Annotated in this window: 11 protein-coding genes; 6 read left to right on the plus strand and 5 right to left on the minus strand. The window is 71.8% G+C overall.

Going from position 1 to position 18884, the window contains the following annotated elements; translation table 11 throughout:
* Positions 1 to 9: 9 nt before the first annotated feature.
* The 3 genes from M2163_RS34335 to M2163_RS34345 all read left to right on the plus strand — a co-directional run bounded on the left by M2163_RS34335 (position 10) and on the right by M2163_RS34345 (position 3911).
* Positions 10 to 1428 carry an FAD-dependent oxidoreductase gene (locus M2163_RS34335; RefSeq protein ID WP_280849044.1) on the plus strand — a complete coding sequence of 473 codons (1419 nt, stop codon included), beginning with the start codon at positions 10 to 12 and terminating at the stop codon, positions 1426 to 1428.
* 119 nt (positions 1429 to 1547) lie between these two features.
* The gene (locus M2163_RS34340) at positions 1548 to 2003 is read left to right on the plus strand and encodes a hypothetical protein (protein ID WP_280849043.1); all 456 of its coding nucleotides are present in this window, start codon (positions 1548 to 1550) and stop codon (positions 2001 to 2003) included.
* Positions 2004 to 2105: 102 nt separating this feature from the next.
* Complete coding sequence (locus M2163_RS34345; protein ID WP_280895893.1) at positions 2106 to 3911, plus strand: glycoside hydrolase family 18 protein; 1806 nt, start codon at positions 2106 to 2108, stop codon at positions 3909 to 3911.
* 3 nt (positions 3912 to 3914) lie between these two features.
* Here M2163_RS34345 and M2163_RS34350 read toward each other — a convergent pair whose 3' ends face one another.
* From M2163_RS34350 to gabT, 4 genes are all read right to left on the minus strand, one after another.
* Positions 3915 to 5201, minus strand: a complete 1287-nt coding sequence (locus tag M2163_RS34350; RefSeq protein WP_280895894.1) for a hypothetical protein — start codon at positions 5199 to 5201, stop codon at positions 3915 to 3917.
* A gap of 4 nt (positions 5202 to 5205) precedes the next feature.
* Positions 5206 to 7689, minus strand: a complete 2484-nt coding sequence (locus tag M2163_RS34355) for an AAA family ATPase (RefSeq protein ID WP_280895895.1) — start codon at positions 7687 to 7689, stop codon at positions 5206 to 5208.
* A 44-nt stretch (positions 7690 to 7733) separates the two neighbouring features.
* Complete coding sequence (locus tag M2163_RS34360) at positions 7734 to 8549, minus strand: phosphatase PAP2 family protein (RefSeq protein WP_280895896.1); 816 nt, start codon at positions 8547 to 8549, stop codon at positions 7734 to 7736.
* Positions 8550 to 8714: 165 nt separating this feature from the next.
* Positions 8715 to 10049, minus strand: coding sequence for a 4-aminobutyrate--2-oxoglutarate transaminase (gene gabT, locus M2163_RS34365; RefSeq protein ID WP_280895897.1), 1335 nt, complete (start codon positions 10047 to 10049; stop codon positions 8715 to 8717).
* 254 nt (positions 10050 to 10303) lie between these two features.
* Between gabT and M2163_RS34370 the strand changes: the two genes are divergently transcribed.
* The 3 genes from M2163_RS34370 to M2163_RS34380 all read left to right on the plus strand — a co-directional run bounded on the left by M2163_RS34370 (position 10304) and on the right by M2163_RS34380 (position 15761).
* The gene (locus M2163_RS34370) at positions 10304 to 12439 is read left to right on the plus strand and encodes an ATP-binding protein (protein WP_280895898.1); all 2136 of its coding nucleotides are present in this window, start codon (positions 10304 to 10306) and stop codon (positions 12437 to 12439) included.
* A gap of 127 nt (positions 12440 to 12566) precedes the next feature.
* Entirely contained in the window at positions 12567 to 14207 is a 1641-nt protein-coding gene (locus M2163_RS34375) for a PucR family transcriptional regulator (RefSeq protein ID WP_280895899.1), read from the plus strand.
* Between the two features lie 108 nt (positions 14208 to 14315).
* Positions 14316 to 15761, plus strand: a complete 1446-nt coding sequence (locus tag M2163_RS34380) for an aldehyde dehydrogenase family protein (protein ID WP_280895900.1) — start codon at positions 14316 to 14318, stop codon at positions 15759 to 15761.
* Between the two features lie 181 nt (positions 15762 to 15942).
* Here M2163_RS34380 and M2163_RS34385 read toward each other — a convergent pair whose 3' ends face one another.
* Positions 15943 to 18780: a glycoside hydrolase family 3 C-terminal domain-containing protein gene (locus M2163_RS34385; RefSeq protein ID WP_280849035.1), complete on the minus strand. Its 2838-nt coding sequence runs from the start codon at positions 18778 to 18780 to the stop codon at positions 15943 to 15945.
* Positions 18781 to 18884 lie beyond the last annotated feature (104 nt).

The raw sequence follows: 18884 nt of genomic DNA on the forward strand, positions 1-18884 counted from the left end.
GTTGAAATCATGGCCCCGAGCGCCATGAGCCGTTGGACCAAGGCACTCTCCGAAGCCCAGCCGGTCCCGTACTGGCTGGACGACCCCGGCAGGCCCCACCCCGAGCCCGCCCTCACCTCCGCCGAGACCTGCGACCTGCTGGTCGTCGGCGGTGGCTACAGCGGGCTGTGGACGGCGCTCAACGCCAAGGAGCGCGACCCCGAGCGGGATGTCGTCCTGCTGGAAGGCCGCGAGGTGGGCTGGGCCGCCTCCGGCCGCAACGGCGGCTTCTGCGCCGCCTCCCTCACCCACGGGCTGCCCAACGGGCTGACCCGCTGGCCCGACGAGATCCACAGGCTTCAGGAGCTGGGCGCCCGCAACCTCGACGAGATCGAGAAGGCGGTCGCCCGGCACGACCTGGACTGCGAGTTCGAGCGCACCGGCGAGATCGACGTGGCGACCGAGACCTACCAGGCCCGGGAGCTGCGCGACTGGTACGAGGAGCTCCAGGAGAAGGGCCTCGCCGACGGGATCGACTTCCTCGACGCCGACGCGGTGCGCGAGCAGGTCGCCTCACCGACCTTCGAGGCGGGACTGTGGGACCGCCGGGGCGTGGCCATGCTCAACCCGGCGAAGCTGGTCTGGGGACTGAAGCGGGCCTGCCTGAGGCTCGGCGTCCGGCTCTACGAGCACACCCCCGCCCTCACCCTGAAGCCGTACGGCGCCGGCATGGCCGTCCGCACCCCGTACGGTTCCGTGCGCGCCCGCAAGATCGCGCTCGGCACCAACGTCTTCCCGAACCTGGTCAAGCGGGTGCGGGCGTACACCGTGCCGGTCTACGACTACGCGCTGATGACCGAGCCGCTGAGCGGTGAGCAGCTCGCGTCGATCGGCTGGAAGAACCGGCAGGGGCTCGGGGACAGCGCCAATCAGTTCCACTACTTCCGGCTGTCCGCCGACAACCGGATCCTGTGGGGCGGTTACGACGCGGTCTACCCGTACGGCGGCCGGGTGCGGGCCGAGTACGACGACCGGCCGGAGACGTACGCCAAGCTCGCCGGGCACTTCTTCACGTGCTTCCCGCAGTTGGAGGGGGTGCGCTTCACGCACGCGTGGGGCGGCGCCATCGACACCTGCTCGCGCTTCTCCGCGTTCTACGGCACCGCGCATCAGGGCAAGGTCGCGTACGCGGCCGGTTACACGGGCCTCGGAGTCGGCGCGACCCGCTTCGGCGCGGACGTGATGCTGGACCTGCTGGCCGGGGAGAGCACCGAGCGGACCTCGCTGGCCATGGTCCGCAAGAAGCCGCTGCCCTTCCCGCCGGAGCCCTTCGCCTGGACCGGCATCGCCCTGACCAAGTGGTCGCTGGCGCGTGCGGACTCGCACGGCGGGCGGCGCAACCTGTGGCTGCGGACCATGGACAGACTCGGTCTGGGATTCGACAGCTGAACGATCGTAGGTGATCTGATTCACTCCAACGGGTGGTCAGAACCCGCGTAATGCCCGCCGGGAAACCTCCTCTCCCTCGTGACGCGAACAGCGTCGACGAGAGAGAAGGAGGTCTTCTCATGACAGGGGCGAAGACGGCGGTCGAGTGGCTGGCATCCGTCGCACCGGATCCCGAGGCCTGCCGCTGGGAATGGGAGCGCAATCCCCTCGGGGTGGCGCTGCTTCCGGCGGGCAAGGCCTGGGACGTGCTGATCCTGCCGGGTGAGCTCGGCTATCCGACGCTCGACGTCCTGACCCGCATCCTCGACCAGCTCGGCCCGGTGCTCGTCGACTTCGGCGACGCACGGATGGGGTTCTTCGTGCCCCCGGGCACCGCGGCCCGCTGGCTCGGCACCGGTATCCGTACGGCCGGCGCCGGCACCTGGATCGTCGTTCCCTATCCGGGCCGGGTGGCCGGGGGAGGGGTGCGCTGGCTGGTCCCGCCGGACGGCTCCGGGGTCCTCGTCGACCCGGCCCTGCTCGAACTGGCGATGCACGAGGCGGCGGCGGGTCTGGCGACGGAGGGCGACGGCTGAGGGCGAGCCGGTGGTTGCGACGGGAGGTCTTGACAACCCGGATTGGTCTGGACCAAGTTGGGCGCGCTCCACCCTCCAATTCCCCCAAGCCCGGAGGCCCTTGTGGAACGCACCGGACCCGACAAATCCGTCAGATCCGTCCTCGCCGCCGTGACGGCCGCCTTGCTGGCCCTGCCCGGCATCACCGCGCTCTCGTCGGCCGCCCGTGCGGCCGACGCGGACCTGGTACGCAACGGAGGCTTCGAAGCGGGACTCGACGGCTGGACCTGCTCCGCGGGTGCCACGGTCAACAGCCCTGTGCACAGTGGGAGTTCGGCGCTGCGGGCGACCCCGGCCGGCAGCGACTTCGCCCAGTGCGCCCAGACGGTGACCGTGCGGCCCGACGCGCAGTACACGCTCGCCGGACACGTCCGCGGCTCCTACGTCTACCTCGGCGCGAGCGGCACCGGCACCACCGACGTCTCCACCTGGACCCAGTCCGCCCCCGACTGGCAGCGGCTCACCACGACCTTCCGCACCGGCCCGTCCACCACCAAGGTCACCCTCTACACGCACGGCTGGTACGGGACGGGTGCGTACCACGCGGACGACGTGTCCCTCACCGGGCCGGGCGCCGACACCGGTCAGCCGCCCGCCGTGCCCACGGATCTGAAGGCGGGCACGGTCACGTCCTCCAGCGTGGCCCTGTCCTGGACGGCGGTCACGGGAGCCACCGGCTACGCCGTCTACCGGGACGGCGTCAAGATCCAGACGGTGAGCGGGCCTTCGGCCACCGTGAGCGGGCTCGCGCCCTCGACGGCGTACGGCTTCCAGGTCGCGGCGGTCAACGACGCGGGGGAGTCGGCGAGGTCGGGTGCCGTCAACGTGACCACGACCGCGGGAAGTTCCACCGGCCTCCCCGCCCACGCCCTCGTCGGCTACCTCCACGCGAGCTTCGCCAACGGCTCCGGCTACACGCGCCTGGCCGACGTCCCGGACAGCTGGGACGTCATCGACCTGGCCTTCGGCGAGCCCACCTCGGTCACCTCCGGCGACATCCGCTTCAACCGCTGCCCGGTCACCGAATGCCCCGGCGTCGAGTCCGACGCCGACTTCAAGGCGGCGATCAGGGCGAAGCAGGCGGCGGGCAAGAACGTGCTCATCTCGATCGGCGGCCAGAACGGCCAGGTCCAGCTGACGACGACAGCGGCCCGGGACGCCTTCGTCTCCTCGGTCTCCTCGATCATCGACACCTACGGCCTCGACGGCCTGGACGTCGACTTCGAGGGCCATTCCCTCTCGCTGAACGCCGACGACACGGACTTCAGGAACCCGAAGACCCCGGTGGTCGTGAACCTGATCTCGGCGCTGAAGACGCTGAAGGCGAAGTACGGGTCCCGCTTCGTGCTGTCGATGGCCCCGGAGACCTTCTTCGTGCAGATGGGCTACCAGTACTACGGCACGGGCAAGTGGGGCGGCCAGGACCCGCGCTGCGGCGCCTACCTCCCGGTGATCCACGCCCTGCGCGACGACCTCACCCTGCTGCACGTCCAGGACTACAACTCGGGGCCGATCATGGGCCTCGACAACCAGTACCACTCCATGGGCGGCGCGGACTTCCACATCGCCATGACCGACATGCTCCTCACCGGCTTCCCGGTCGCCGGCGACCCCGCGAACGTCTTCCCGCCCCTGCGCCCCGACCAGCTCGCCATCGGCATGCCCGCCTCCACGAACGCGGGCAACGGCTACGTCAGCCCGGCGGAGGTCACCAGGACCCTCGACTGCCTGACGAGAAGGACCAACTGCGGCTCGTACCCCACCCACGGCACCTGGCCCGCCCTGCGCGGCCTGATGACCTGGTCGATCAACTGGGACCGCTACTCCGGCGGAGAGTTCCAGAAGACCTTCGACGGTTACTTCGGCTGACGATCACTCGAACACCGCAGCCAAGAGCTGCGCGAGCACGGGAGCCCGCTCGGCGTCCCCGAGGGCGCCGAGCACGGTGGGAAGGTGCAGGGCCACCGAACGCACCCGAGCCGAGGGCGTCCCGTCCCCTCGCCGCACGGAGACGTTCGTCCGTGCCGTCGAGGAGTCTCCGGGGTGGAGCAGCACACATGTCGGCAGGCCGCCGGAGGGCTGCCGGGAGAGTGCGTGAGCGTAGAGAAATGCCTGGTAGAGGTCGGACGGGCTCAGCTTCCTGCTGTCGTAGAGCTTGTACTTCATGTCGACCGGACGGCACAGCGGTTCACCGTCGACGCTGCCCGTGACCAGGACGTCCGGGCGTACCTCGCCGTAAGGGCGCTCCGTTCGCTCGTCGTACAGCACCCCGCGGTGCCGGGCCTGATCACGGACGGTGAGTCCGGTGCCCACGGCTGCCTCCCGCAGCAGACGGGTCAGGAAGGCCTCGAACAGGACGTTCATGTCCACGAGAAAGGCCCGCGACGCCAGCGCGCCGGGCGTCAGGAGGTCGGCGACACCGCCGCCGGACAGGAGCAGGGTGGCCCAGCGGTGGGCGCTTCTGTAGTGGGAGTTGTGCCGGTGGTAGTCGAGCCCGGCCAGGGCTGAGCGGAGGTCGCCCAGCCGCGTCGGAGCGATCCGCGCGAAGCTGGTGGCGGCGCGACGGGCCCGTGCGCGTACAGCCGGGCTGCGCGCTGTGCGGGCCGCGAGGTCGACCGCGGCACCGCAGAGCCGGTTGTCCAGGATGTCGGTGTCGTGCTCGTCGAAACGGCAGGCGAGCCGGTCCATGCGTCCGTAGTGCCGCAGGAGTTGTCGGTCGGGCAGGAGTCGGCCGCGTACGGCCGGGAGGTCGTCCTCGGAGGAGACGTAGTCCTGCCGCAATCCGCGAGACAGCAGGCGTTCGCACTCCTCGGTGAGCATGAAAGCGACCAGGTCCCGCAGATGCGGGTCGCCCTCGCGCACGGTGCGTGAGGCGTCGAGCGGCGGGAGCCCACGGCCCGCCGCGTACTCGAGCATGCGCAACACATCGAGGTCACCGCCCAGATACTTGGGCCTGATCCGTATCTCGCAGGCGTCGAACCGGACGACCCCGACACAGGGACCCGCGCTCACCTCCGTCCTTCCGCCCGCGAGTTCCCGGACTTTCAGACGTGCGGTGAGCTGCTCGGTGGCACACAGGGCGCGGTCGGCAGGGCTGAGCCGGACACCGTCGAGGACCTTGGTCTCGTACTCACGCAGCTCGAACTCCCGCAGTGACACGCGGCTACTCCAACGCCCCGCTCTTGACCTGGAGTTCCGTGTACAGGGCAGTGACCAGACCCTCGTCGCTGAGCTCTCGCACCGTGTGTGCCTCGAGGTCGACCAGTGTCTCGCCGAGGAAGGTGGCGAGCAGGGAGTAGTCGTCGTAGGCGTACTCCTGGAGCAGGGGCAGGATCTCGTCGCGGACGATCGCGGCCAGGCCCGGCACGGTGTCGACCGGAGCGCCGTTCGGGAGGAAGAAGGCCTGCCCGATCTGCTTCTCGCGATCGAGATGGGTCCTCACGCGCTGGTTCAGGGCGTCGAGCAGGTCCGCGAGGTGCAACTGCTCAACGTGGCATCCCTGAAGGGGCGCGGAGTCGGGGAGTTGCTCCAGGAAGGCGAAACGGCGGCGGATGGCGGCGTCCAGCATCCGGATGGAGCGGTCGGCGGTGTTCATGGTGCCCACCAGGTACACGTTGTCCGGCACCGTGAACTGCTCCTGGCTGAGTGGCAGCAGCACCTGGCAGCCCCGCTTGTCCTTCTCGAGGAGGGTGATCAGCTCGCCGAAGATCTTGGGCAGGTTGCCGCGGTTGAGCTCGTCGACGACGACCAGGTACGGGCGGCCCTGGTCGGCTGCGGCGGCCTGGCACACGCGTTTGAACACCCCGTCGACCCGGTCCAGCATGAGGCCGCCGGATCCGCCCTTCACCGGCCGGAAGCCCTCCACGAAATCTTCGTAGCCGTAGTTGGGGTGGAAGGCGACCATCGTCAGCCGGCCTGCCGCGGTCAGGGCGTCGAGCGTGCGCCGGAAGGCCGGGGTACCGGGCTCTGCGTAGGGGTCGACATCCGACAGGTCGCCGGCCAGCTCACCCAGCCAACGGACCGCGAAACGAAGGGCGGTGTACGTCTTGCCCGTACCCGGGGGCCCGTACAGCACCGCCTGCCCCCGCCGATCGAGGGCCTCGGCGAGCGGGACCAGCCCTGCGTCCAGAGGGCGGGTGGTCAGCACGGCGTCGGTGGTGTCGGGGGCCGGATCGTCCCCGACGGACGACGGGGCCGCCTTGGCCTTCCGGATCCTGCTCCACACCTGTGCGGACACGTCCTTGACAGTGACGGTCGCCCAGGACCGCTCGGGTTCCTCCAGCCGGCCCGCGTAGCTCTCGTCCCACTCGACCTCGACCGTGTGCCGGTAGAGCGGGCGGTCCTCCCGCCAGGTGTAACCGTCGCCCGCCACCCGGCCCACACCGAGGATCTCGCTCGTGCCCTTGTTGGCGACGACGAGGTCGCCGGGCCGGAGACTCTGCAGCTTCCAGACTTCGTTGGCCTTCGCGGAGATCTTCGACTGGTAGCCGTTGTACTCGTCCGCGTAGGCGGCGGCGAACGCTGCCTGGAACTCGTCCTTGTCGGCGAAGGACCGCAGGTCCGCCACGTCGTCCCAGCCGACCGCGATGAAACCACCGGCTCGGCACTCGTCCCACAGCGAGGCGTTCGCGCCGGGTGCGATCTTCACGATCTGTTGCGTACGGACGGGATTGGTCCACCAGTACAGGAACAGCACCACCAGGTCGTACGACCAGCCTGCGAACCGTTGCTCGCCGTCGATGACCTCCTTCAGTCGTGCCTGGAGGGCGAACCGGTCCAGCTTGGGGACAGGCGCGCCGGTGAGCTGCTGCACGAAGTGCCGAACCACGTCGTGGCCGTAGACCGCCAGGGCGACGTCGGGCGCGTAGACCCTCAGTGTCTTGGCGACCAGGGCGGGACCCGAACGTACGGCGTCGATGGTGTCGATGTCGGCGGTTCGTCCTTCGCGGGCCGCGGTCACGGCCGCGACGATCCCGGACCGCACCGCCTGCCAAGCCTCCTTCTCGTCGGCGTAGCGCGAGTCGTGCCACCAGGAACCGTCCTGGTTGCGCTGGTAGATGAGGTGCTTGGTCGAGGAGCCGCCGGCGATGCTGCCGAGGGCCTTGCTGCCGAACTCCATCAGATAGCAGTAGGGCCGGGTGTGGGCGCTGTCTCCCTGGCCGAGGGCGTATCGCTCCAGAGGCAGTGTCGGCCAGTCCTCCCAGGGGAAGTCACGGCGTACCTCCTCGGCGGCCCCTTCCATCGCGCGCAGCTCTGCCGTGAAGCGGTCCCTGTCGAAGGCACGCACCGCCTCGTCCAGCGGCCACGGCCGCATCGTGGCGGCCTGATGCGGGGAAACGGGGCGCAGAACACAACTGCACGCGCTGGTGAGGGGCTGTCCCGAGCCGCCGAGCAGCCCTGTGGACCGAGCGAACTCGGCGCGGGCAGCCGTGTCGTGGGAGGGCGCGGAGTCGATGAGCCGCCGCCACAGCAGCCGGTCCGGGTCCGGGAACCGGGGGAGTCTGTCGGCATCGGTGAGGTGGCCGCACTTCGAGTCGTGGTGGATCTTGCGGCCGTAGAGAGGGAGGATCACCTCGCCCGGTGACGGTGTCAGCGCGAAGTCGTGGTTCTCGAAGGCGACCGTCACCTGGTCCTTCTCGTCCGGCATGGCTCTTCCCCCCGGGTACCGGCCACCGCCCCGTGACCGGCTACCTACCTCTTCGCGTTCTCTGTCGGCTTCAGACCGTATCGCCTGACGAGTGTCACCAGGAGGCGGAGGAGCAGGGTGGACAGGCACCAGCTTGCCAGGACGTCCAGGGGCCAGTGGTAGCCGCGGCGGATCAGGCCGTAGGAGACGGCGAGGACGAGGAGGGTGCAGAGGGTGACGAGGGCCCGGCGGGTGCGGGGGGTGCGGAGGAGGGGGAGGAGGAAGAGGGTCGCGGTGCCGTAGGCGACGGCCGCGGTGGCGGTGTGGCCCGAGGGGAAGTAGCCGGTGCCCGGAGGGACCACGGAGGTGCCGGAGCGGGCGGTCCAGATCTTGAGGGGGACCAGGATCGCCGGGAGCAGGGCCATCAGGAGGGCGCCCGCGGTGGCCGGGAGCCACCAGCGGTCCGTACCCGTGCGCCGGTGCCGCCAGGTCACGTACGCCAGCGCCGCCACCAGGAGGGGGACGGCCACCTGGACGTTGCCCAGGTCGGAGAGACCGTCGCCGAGGCGGTCCGGGTGGACCAGGGCGCGGCTGACCCGCTCGTCGGCACGCAGAAGCGGCCCGTCCTCCACGACCTGCCAGGTGATCAGGGCGAAGAGGAGGGCCGGAATTCCGAGAAGGAGGGTGAGGAAGGCCGGCCGCCCCGGAACAGGGGGGGTGGTTCCGGGGCGGCCGATCAGATCGGTTCGCCGGCCGCCCCGGGGGGTTTGGGGCGGGCGACTGTCCGATCGGTGAGGAGATCCGGAGCCGGAGGCTCCATGTGTGTGCGCGAGGGCACGACCAGGTCGAAGCTGGGGAGGCCCCGGCCTGATGTCGCCCACAGTCCCCTGTGGGCGGGGTGTATCTCTCATCTGGGTAGAACCTACGACAGGGCGGCGGCGTACGACAGGCAGAATCCCAACCCCACCACCACCTCGCACACCTTCTTCACACCCTCTGCCGCTCGCCACCCCAGCCCCGGAATCCCAAGGCGCCGGGGCCGTGGGTCAGATGCGGGCGAAGGCCTGCTCGATGATGTCGAGGCCCTCGTCGAGCAGGTCCTCACCGATGACGAGCGGCGGCAGGAAGCGCAGGACGTTGCCGTACGTGCCGCAGGTCAGCACCAGCAGGCCCTCCTGGTGGCAGGCCTTGGCGAGCGCCGCCGTCGCCTCCGGGTTCGGCTCCTTGGTCGTACGGTCCTTGACCAGCTCGATGGCGATCATGGCGCCGCGGCCGCGGACGTCACCGATGACGTCGAACTTGTCCTGCATGGCGGTCAGCCGGGCCTTCATCGTGGCCTCGATCGCCTTCGCCCGCGCGTTGAGATCGAGCTCCTTCATCGTCTCGATCGCGCCGAGCGCGCCCGCGCAGGCGACCGGGTTGCCGCCGTAGGTCCCGCCGAGGCCGCCCGCGTGCGCCGCGTCCATGATCTCGGCGCGGCCGGTGACGGCGGCGAGCGGCAGACCGCCGGCGATGCCCTTGGCGGTGGTGATCAGGTCCGGGACGATGCCCTCGTCCTCGCAGGCGAACCACTGGCCGGTGCGGCAGAAGCCGGACTGGATCTCGTCGGCGACGAAGACGATGCCGTTGGCCTTGGCGAACTCGCTGATCGCCGGCAGGAAACCCTTCGCCGGCTCGATGAAGCCGCCCTCGCCGAGGACGGGCTCGATGATGATCGCGGCGACGTTCTCCGGGCCGACCTGCTTGGTGATCTGGTCGATGGCCTGGGCGGCGGCCTCGGGGCCGGCGTTCTCCGGGCCGGTGGGCCAGCGGTAGCCGTAGGCGACGGGGACGCGGTAGACCTCGGGGGCGAAGGGTCCGAAGCCGTGCTTGTACGGCATGTTCTTCGCGGTCAGCGCCATGGTGAGGTTGGTCCGGCCGTGGTAGCCGTGGTCGAAGACGACGACGGCCTGCCGCTTGGTGTACGCCCGCGCGATCTTGACGGCGTTCTCCACGGCCTCGGCGCCGGAGTTGAACAGGGCGCTCTTCTTGGCGTGGTCGCCCGGGGTCAGCTCGGCGAGCGCCTCGGCGACCTCCACGTAGCCCTCATAGGGGGTGACCATGAAACAGGTGTGAGTGAAGTCGGCGAGCTGGGCGGAGGCCCGGCGCACGACGGCCTCGGCGGAGGCGCCGACGGACGTCACGGCGATGCCCGAACCGAAGTCGATCAGCCGGTTCCCGTCGACGTCCTCGATGATCCCGCCGCCCGCGCGCGCCGTGAAGACGGGCAGTACGGACCCCACGCCCTGCGCCACCGCGGCGACCCGGCGGGCCTGCAGCTCCTGCGACTTGGGTCCGGGGATGGCGGTGACGACGCGGCGCTCCTGCGGAAGTGCGGTCATGAGGGGCTCCTGGGGTGTTGCGGGCGGAGATTTCCAGCGGACTCTGTCCAGTCTTTTCTCGCAGGCTAGGACGGCGGACGGGGGGTGGGCATGCTCCATGTGGGCGGTGTCGAGGAGGCGGGTTGTCCGTGGTGGACATAGCCGGTTTCTCGGACGGTGTGGCGGCTCGGCCCCGCAATCGGTGAACTCCCTTTGCGGGCGCGTTAGATTGGCCGCTGATGGTGGACGGAACGGCTGGTCAGGGAGCAGGGGCGATGGACAGCGACGGGACGCAGGACGCGCGGGGTACGCATGCGAATCCTGTGCCGCGGGCACGGGGGGCGCTGCCGCCGATGCCGTCCCGGGCGCCCGGGACGCCCCCGCTGCCCGACGGCTCGGCGTTCCTGACCTGGCTGCGGGCGCCACGCCCCGAGGCCGCGCCCGGTGTGTGGCGGTTCGGCCACCGGGTCCGGCCGGAGGAGGAGCCGGAGCGGATTCCGACGCAGCAGCTGTTGACGGGCGCGGTGATCGCGTTTCTCGTCGGCTGGCTCGTCTGGTCGCTGCTCCAGAACGGCTATGTCGGCAGCTGGTGGTGGGTTCCGCTTCTGCTGGTCACCCCTGACTCATGGCGCGGCGCCGACGGCGCCCTCGGCCAGACGGGCACCGCCTTCCTGTACAGGGGTTACGAGGTGCTCATCGCGTTGATCATCATGGTCGTCGTGGGCAAGCTCGGTCGCTGGGGCGAGGTCTGGCGCCGCTTCGGCCCCCCCGCCTGGCGTCCGGCCGTCCCCGCCCACGAGCCGCCTCCCACCCCCGAACAGGACCCCGCCGAGTACCCCGAGCTGCGTGCCGCCGGTGCCGTCGATGCCGCGGAGCGGCTCGCTGCCGAAGCCAGGGCCGGGTTGATGCGGGACGTGGACCATGCCCGGATCGCGCGGGCCTGGCAGGGCGTGCGCAGTGGCCGGTTCAGTCTCGCCACGTTCACCGGCGCCGTGCTCCAGGAGGGTGCCGCCGCCTGTGTGCACCCCTCCGGGGCGAGGGACCTGCCCGCTCGGCTCGCCCGGCACGACCTCCTGACGGGCCAGGTGCGGCTGGGGACCACCGCCGACGACGCCCGCAACCCGTACGCCTACCGGGGCGCCGGGCTCGGGCTCGGGCCCGAGCTGCTCGGGACCTCGCTGCTCGCGGTCGGCCCGGCCGGGTCCGGGAAGACCGGGACCGTCGTCAGGCCGATCGCCGAGTCGCTGTGCCTGCACGCGCTCGCCGGGCGGGCCGCCGTCGTGGTGGTCGGTGCCGCGGGCGCCGGGCTCGGACCGGCCGACGCCTACGACGTCGTCGTACAGATCGGGAACCCGGAGTCGGTGTACGACCTCGACCTGTACGGGGGCACGACCGATCCCGACGAAGCCGCCGCCGTGCTCGCCGAGGCGCTCGTCGGGGACCTCGCCGAGCCGCATCAGGGGGGCGACACCCGGCGGTCCACCACCGTGCTCGCCCAGCTCCTCGGGCCGTTCCGGGCGGTGCACGGCCGCTTCCCGTCCGTACCGGAGCTGCGCCGGCTGCTCGACGGCGCGCCCGGGCCGCTGGCCGCGCTGCGCAAGGGCCTGGAGGACTCCGGGCAGGAGTCGCTGCTGCGGGAACTCGACGCGCGGGAGCGGCAGATGGGGCATCCGGGGGACGTCGGGGGCACCCTCGCGGACCGCGTCGCGCTGCTCGACCGGCCCGCCTTCGCCACCTTCTTCCAGAGCGCGGACCCCGACTCGTCCGGAGGGTCGCGGCCGTTCTCGCTCAAGGCCCTCGACCACCCCGTCCGGGTCCGGATCGACCTGCCCCAGCGCGGACACGCCGACGCCTCCCGGATCCTGGCGCGGCTGGTGCTCGCGCAGTTCACGGCGAGCGTCGCGGTGCGCGAGGACCGGTCGCTGTTCGCCTGTCTGGTCGTCGACGACGCCACGGGCATCGTCACCCCGGAGGCCGTGCGGGGCGTGCAGCGGCTGCGGTCCGGCAACGCGGGTGTCGTGCTGACGCTGCGCACGCTGGACGATGTGCCGCGGCCGCTGCGCGGGCCCCTGCTCGGGGCCATCGGGTGCCGGATGGCGCTGTCCGGGCTCACCCCGTGGGACGGGCAGGACTTCGCCGAGGTGTGGGGCAAGGAGTGGATCGAGGCGCGGGACGTCACCGACCGGCAGATCATCGCCGAGACCCCGGCCGGCAAGGCGTTGCACGCGGTGCGCCGGGTCATCACCGGCAAGGCGCCGACCGCGCGGGCGGTGACCGTACGGCAGGTCGAGCGGGAGCGGTGGTCCGCGTCCGAGCTGGCGCACGGGGTGCCGCCCGGGCACGCGGTGCTGTCGCTGACCACGGTGACGGGGGAGCACGCGCCGCCGCTGCTGGTGGATCTGCGGGGATGACGTGACCTCGGGGCCGTACGGTGAGGCAGAATCGTCACAGGTCGTTCATACACGGCGGCCAAAAGATCGCAGCGACCGACGATCACTGCTCCCTGACGCACTGACGCCCTGAAGCCCTGAAGGCCGCATGCCTCCCACCCTCGCCTCGCTAGTCCACCACTCCGCGCTCAAGCTGACCGTGCGCGCGGGCGAGGACCGGCTGGACGTGCCCGTCCGCTGGGCGCACGTCAGCGAGCTCGCCGACCCCGTCCCCTACATGGAGGGCGGGGAACTGCTGCTGATCACCGCGCTCAAGCTGGACGCGGAGGACCCGGAGGCGATGCGGCGGTACGTGAGGCGGCTGGCCGGGGCGGGGGTGGTCGGGCTCGGCTTCGCCGTCGGGGTCAACTACGACGACATCCCCGAGGCCCTCGTCGGCGCCGCCCGCGAGGAGGGGCTCCCGCTGCTCGAGGTGCCGCGCCGCACCCCCTTCCTCGCCATCAGCAAGGCCGTCTCCGCGGCGATCGCGGCCGACCAGTACCGGTCCGTCACCGCGGGCTTCGCCGCCCAGCGCGAGCTGACCAGGCAGGCACTGACCGACGGCCCGGAGGGGCTGCTCGCCGCGCTCGCCTCCCAGGTCGACGGCTGGGCGGCGCTCTACGACGCCTCGGGCGCCGTCGTCGCCGCCGCACCGGAGTGGGCCGGCCGCCGGGCCGCGCGCCTGACCGCCGACGTGGAGCGGCTGCGGGAGCGGCCCGCGCCCGCCTCGTCCGTGGCCGGGGGCTCCGGCACCTCCGACAACGACGACCGCGTGGAGCTGCACTCCCTGGGCACCGGGCGGCGGCCGCGGGCCGCGCTCGCGGTGGGGACGGCCTCCGCGCTCGGCACGGCGGAGCGGTACGCGGTGCACTCGGCGATCGCACTGCTGACCCTCACCACCGAGCGCTCCCGCTCCCTGTACGCCGCCGAGCAGCGGATCGGGGCGGCCGTGGTGCGGATGCTGCTCGCGGGGGAGCCGGAACACGCGCGCACGGTCGCGGGCGACCTGTACGGCGGACTCCTGGACGCGCCCTTCCGGCTGATCGTGGCGGAGACGGCCGCCGTCTCGTCGGTGCGGATCGCCGCGGACGCCCCCGCCCGGGTCCCGGGGGCCGCCGGCGCTAACGGCGATCCGCTCGGGGCGCTCACCGAGATCCTGGAGTCCGCGGCGGCCCGCTCCGGTGAGGCCGTGCTCGTGGTGCCCGAGGGGGAGCGGCTGGTGGTGCTGGCCGCGGACGGCGGGGCCGCCGTCACCGCGGGCGCGGAGTACGCGGTGGCGCTGGAGTCGGCGCGGACCCGCGAGCAGGCGGGTGCCGGAGACGAGGCCGCACTGGTCGTCGGCGTCTCGGCCCCCGCGGGACCGATCGCCGCCGCTGCCGCCTACAAGCAGGCCGAACAGGCGCTCTCGGTCGCCCGGCGGCGGGGCCGGATCTACGTCGAGCACGAACAGCTCGCCTCCGGATCGGTGCTGCCGCTGCTCGCGGACGACGCGGTGCGGGCCTTCGCGGACGGCCTGCTGCGGCCGCTGCACGAGCACGACGCGACCGGCCGGGGCGACCTGGTCGCCTCGCTGCGGGCCTGGCTCTCCCGGCACGGCCAGTGGGACGCGGCCGCCGCCGACCTGGGCGTCCACCGGCACACCCTGCGGTACCGGATGCGCCGCGTCGAGGAGATCCTGGGCCGCTCCCTGGACGATCCGGACGTACGCATGGAGCTGTGGCTGGCGCTGAAGGCGGTGTCGGCGGAGTAGACGCCGCCGGGAGTGCCGCACCGCAGTGCCGAACCGGAGTGCCCGGGGGGCCCACTGCTACACCCCGGACAAATTCGATCCCGGCCTCCCGGCCCTACCGTGGGGGGCATGACTTCCACCCACGCCTTCTGGCTCGCCGGCCGCCAGGTCACCGGCGAGGACACCTTCGACGTCACCTCCCCGTGGGACGGCCGGCTGGTCGGCAAGGTCGCCGTGCCGGACGACGCGCAGATCGAGGAGGCCGTGGCCGCCGCGTACGCCGTACGGGACGAGTTCGCCGCCACTCCCGCGCACGTCCGCGCCGCCGCCCTCGACCACGTCAGCCGCCGGCTCGTCGAGCGCACCGAGGAGATCGCCCAGCTGATCTCCGCCGAGAACGGCAAGCCGGTCAAGTGGGCCCGGGGCGAGGTCGGCCGTGCCGTCTCCGTGTTCCGGTTCGCCGCGGAGGAGGCCCGGCGGTTCAACGGCGGTGAGGCCCAGCGCCTCGACACCGACCTCGGCGGCCAGGGCCGGCTCGCGCTGACCCGGCGCTTCCCCAAGGGGGTCGTGCTCGGGATCGCGCCCTTCAACTTCCCGCTCAACCTCTGCGCCCACAAGATCGCCCCGGCGATCGCGGCCGGTGCGCCGATCATCCTGAAGCCGGCCCCGGCGACCCCGCTCTCCGGGCTGGTCATCGGCGAGCTCCTCGCGGAGACCGAGCTGCCCGCCGGCGCGTGGAGCATCCTGCCCGTCCCGAACGACCGGATGCCCGCCCTCGTCCAGGACGAGCGGCTGCCCGTGATCTCCTTCACCGGCTCCGAGAAGGTCGGTTACGCGATCATGGACTCGGTGCCCCGCAAGCACTGCACGCTGGAGCTGGGCGGCAACGGCGCCGCGGTCGTGCTCGGCGACTACGCCTCCGACGCCGACCTCGACTGGGCCGCGACCCGCATCGCGACCTTCTCCAACTACCAGGGCGGCCAGTCCTGCATCTCCGTGCAGCGGGTGATCGCCGACGCGTCGGTGTACGACCGGCTGCTCCAGCGGATCGTGGCCGCCGTCGAGGCCCAGGTCACCGGCGACCCGAGCGACGACAGGACCGACGTGGGCCCGCTGGTCAGCGAGGACGCGGCGGTGCGCGTCGAGTCCTGGGTGAAGGAGGCCGTCGAGGCGGGCGCCACCCTCCTCACCGGCGGCGACCGGGACGGCGCCTCCTACGCGCCGACCGTCCTCGCCGACGTGCCGGCCGACACGACGATCTCCTGCGAGGAGGTCTTCGGACCCGTCCTTACCGTCCAGAAGGCGGACGGCGAGGCGCAGGCGTTCGCCGCCGTCAACGACTCCAAGTACGGTCTCCAGGCGGGCGTGTTCACCCACGACCTCCAGGCCGCCTTCCGCGCCCACCGCGCGCTGGAGGTCGGCGGTGTCGTCATCGGTGACGTCCCCTCCTACCGCGCCGACCAGATGCCGTACGGCGGGGTCAAGCAGTCCGGTGTCGGCCGCGAGGGCGTTCGGTTCGCGATGGACGACTACACGTACGAGCGGGTGCTGGTGCTGACCGGTCTCGCCCTCTAGGGAGCCCTTCGGGCCGTCCAGGCGCGCCCTCTGGGAGAGCCCTCCGGAAGAGCCCTCTGGTAAATGGGAACCATTTTCATGTAGTGTTGGGGCAGCGACGCTGACCCGCCGCCCCGAAGGGGCCCGGCACCGATGCCTTCCGGTGCCGGGCCCCTTCTTGTGTGCCGGCCGTTCCGGACCCTCAACCGGAGAAGCCGACGTGCGCGAGCCGCAGCGGGCCGCGCAGCCTGAGGTGCACGTCGTGCACGCCCTCGGCGACGATCCCGGCACCGAGAGCGGTGTAGTCGTACGGTCCGGCGCCGGACTCCGCCACCTCCCAGCCGGCGAGCACCGCGCCCCCGTCCAGGGACAGTTCGACCGAGCCCTCGCCGGCCACCGTCACCGTCACCTCGGTGACACCGTCCCCGAAGTCGCAGTCCCGGTAGACCAGTTCGCCGGTACGGCCCTCGGCCGCCGTCACCGCGTCGCCCGCCACCCGCGTCCGGTCGACGATCTCGACACCGCTCTGCTCGTCGAAGTCCGCGCCGTCCAGACCGCGCCGGACCACGGGACGCGGCGCACCGGGCTCGCCGTCGAGCAGGACCGTCGTCCGCAGCCGGACGTCCTCGCTGGAGGCACCCGCCAGCAGCTCGTACGGGCCCGGCTCCAGCCGCCACCGGCCCTGTGCCACGTCCCAGAACTCGAAGGCGCACAGCGGTACTTCGAAAGACAGCTCCTCCTCGGCGCCCGGAGCGAGCGTCACGCGCCGGTGGGCCAGCAGTTCGCGGCGCGGGCGGGGGAGGGCCGGGTCGATCGCGCGGGCGTAGAGCTGGGCGACCTCGTCGGCGGTGACGTCGCCGGTGTTCGTGATCGTGAACGACACGCGGACCGCGGTGTCGTCGGTCCGCGCCTCCAGTCCCGCGTACGAGAAGGACGTGTAGGAGAGCCCGTGGCCGAACGGGAACAGCGGTGCGCCCTCGAAGTACAGGTAGGTCTGGCGGCTGCCGATGACGTCGTAGTCGAGGAGGCCGGGCAGGTCCGCGTCGCTCTCGTACCAGGTCTGCGGGAGGCGGCCGGCGGGGGAGACGTCCCCGGCCAGGACGCGGGCCAGCGCGGTGCCGGCCGCCTGGCCGCCGTGGGCCGTCCACAGGGCCGCGGCCAGGCCGGACGTGTCCACCGCGTAGGGGTAGGCCGAGACCAGGGCCAGCACGGTCCGGGGGTTCGCCGCGCGCGCCGCCCGCAGCAGGCGCTCCTGGTGCGGCGGGAGGCGCAGTGAGGTGCGGTCCTCGGTCTCGCGGCCGTTGATGTGCGGGTCGTTGCCCGCGACCACCAGGACCACGTCGGCCTCGGAGGTGACGCGGGTCACTGCGTCCTCGCCGCGTTCGACGATGATCAGCTGGAAGGTCTCCGGATTCTCGTCGGCAACCTTCACTCCGTCCGCGGCGACAGTGACGTGGCGGCCCGTGCCGATGTGCCTGAGGAGGTGACCGCTGCCGTGCTGCTCCAGGCGGAAGGTCTCCTGGACGACCCAGCCCCCGGGCTGGTCGGCCGAGGCGCGCAGGTAACCGTCCTCGGCGACGGACACATAGCGGCCGTCGGGGGCGCGCAGCGTGAGGACGCCCTCGTCCCAGTCGATCAGCGCGAACTCGGTGCCGGTCGCGTCGGTCGTCAGCGCGGGCAGATCGGTGCGGCCGGCGAGGAGCGCCGGGTCCAGGGCCCCCTCGGCGCCGCGCACCTCGTCCTCGCCGTGCTCGGAGGCCAGGACGTGCAGAAACGTCCCGGCGGAGGTCTTGAGGCGGACCCGGTCCACGCCCTCCGCGAACGCGACGCGCTCGGCGCCGAACCGCTCGTACAGTCCCTCCAGCGGGGTGGAGCGGTGGATGAGCGTGCCGCTGTACCAGTCGAGCTTGCACTCGTCGGCGAGCAGACCGACCACGGCGAGCCGGGTGCCGGGGGCGAGCGGCAGCGCACCGTCGTTCCTGAGCAGCACGATCGCCTGCTCGGCGGCCTCCAGGGCGAGCGCGCGGTGCTCCGGGGTGTCGAAGTCCGTGACGTCGGCGTGCGGGTCGTGGTCCGGGTCGAACTCGCCGAGCCGGAAGCGCACCGAGAGCTGCCGGCGGACCGCGGTGTCGATCTCGGCCTCGGTCAACAGGCCCTGGTCGAGGGCCCCTTGGATGCGGGCGATCATCTGCGAGCTGTCCGTGCCGTGGTCCGTGAAACTGTCGACACCGGCCCTCAGGGAGGCCGCGGTGGCCTCCTCGTGGGTGTCGAAGTAGTGCTCGTGATCGACCAGGTTGGAGGGCGCCCCCGCGTCCGAGCAGACCAGCAGCTCCTCGTCGGTCCAGGCGCGCAGGTGCTCGCGCAGGTACGGGGAGACGTGGTTGGGGCGGCCGTTGACCAGGTTGTACGCCGGCATCACACCGGCCACGGCGCCCGCCTCTACCGCCTCGCGGAAGGCCCGCAGGTCGTACTCGTGCAGCACGCGCGGACGCACCGAGCTCGACGAAGTGGCCCGGTCCGTCTCGTTGTTGTGGGCCAGCCAGTGCTTGAGCACCGGGGCCGTGCGCCAGTACGTGGGGTGGTCGCCGCGCAGCCCGCGGGTGTAGGCGACGGCGATGGCCGAGGTGAGCTTCGGGTCCTCCGAGTAGCCCTCCTCGTTGCGACCCCACAGGGGATGGCGCAGCAGATTGACCGTCGGCGCCCAGATGTTGAGGCCGACCCGGTCGTCGCGGGCGCGCATCGCCCGGACCTCCTTGGACACCGCCTCGCCGACACGTCGTACGAGATCGGTGTTCCAGGTCGCGCCGAGGCCGACCGCCTGCGGGAAGACGGTCGCCGGCCCCATCCACGCGACGCCGTGCAGGGCCTCCTGGCCGGTGCGGAACGCGGCGATGCCGAGCCGCTGCACGGCGGGCGTGAACTGGTGCAGGAACCCGATCTTCTCGTCGAGGGTCAGCCGCGACAGCAGATCGTCGATGCGCTTCGCGAACGGCAGGTGCGGATCGCGGAACGGCGGAGTGTGCGGCGGGTGTGCGGTCACGTGGGGATCCCCCTGCGATGGATCGGTTCGATGCTTTCGAAGCGCTTCGATGCTCATTCGACACCAGGGCGGGTGTCAAGGGATCAACACCGTCACTTCAAGCG

It is taken from the genome of Streptomyces sp. SAI-135 (genome assembly GCF_029893805.1).
GTDB lineage: Bacteria > Actinomycetota > Actinomycetes > Streptomycetales > Streptomycetaceae > Streptomyces.

Coding starts and splice junctions, on each gene's coding strand:
- M2163_RS34370 (WP_280895898.1), top strand. CDS start 10,304: ATGGACAGCGACGGGACGCAGGACGCGCGGGGTACGCATGCGAATCCT.
- M2163_RS34375 (WP_280895899.1), top strand. CDS start 12,567: ATGCCTCCCACCCTCGCCTCGCTAGTCCACCACTCCGCGCTCAAGCTG.
- gabT (WP_280895897.1), bottom strand. CDS start 10,049: ATGACCGCACTTCCGCAGGAGCGCCGCGTCGTCACCGCCATCCCCGGA.
- M2163_RS34340 (WP_280849043.1), top strand. CDS start 1,548: ATGACAGGGGCGAAGACGGCGGTCGAGTGGCTGGCATCCGTCGCACCG.
- M2163_RS34335 (WP_280849044.1), top strand. CDS start 10: ATGGCCCCGAGCGCCATGAGCCGTTGGACCAAGGCACTCTCCGAAGCC.
- M2163_RS34380 (WP_280895900.1), top strand. CDS start 14,316: ATGACTTCCACCCACGCCTTCTGGCTCGCCGGCCGCCAGGTCACCGGC.
- M2163_RS34355 (WP_280895895.1), bottom strand. CDS start 7,689: ATGCCGGACGAGAAGGACCAGGTGACGGTCGCCTTCGAGAACCACGAC.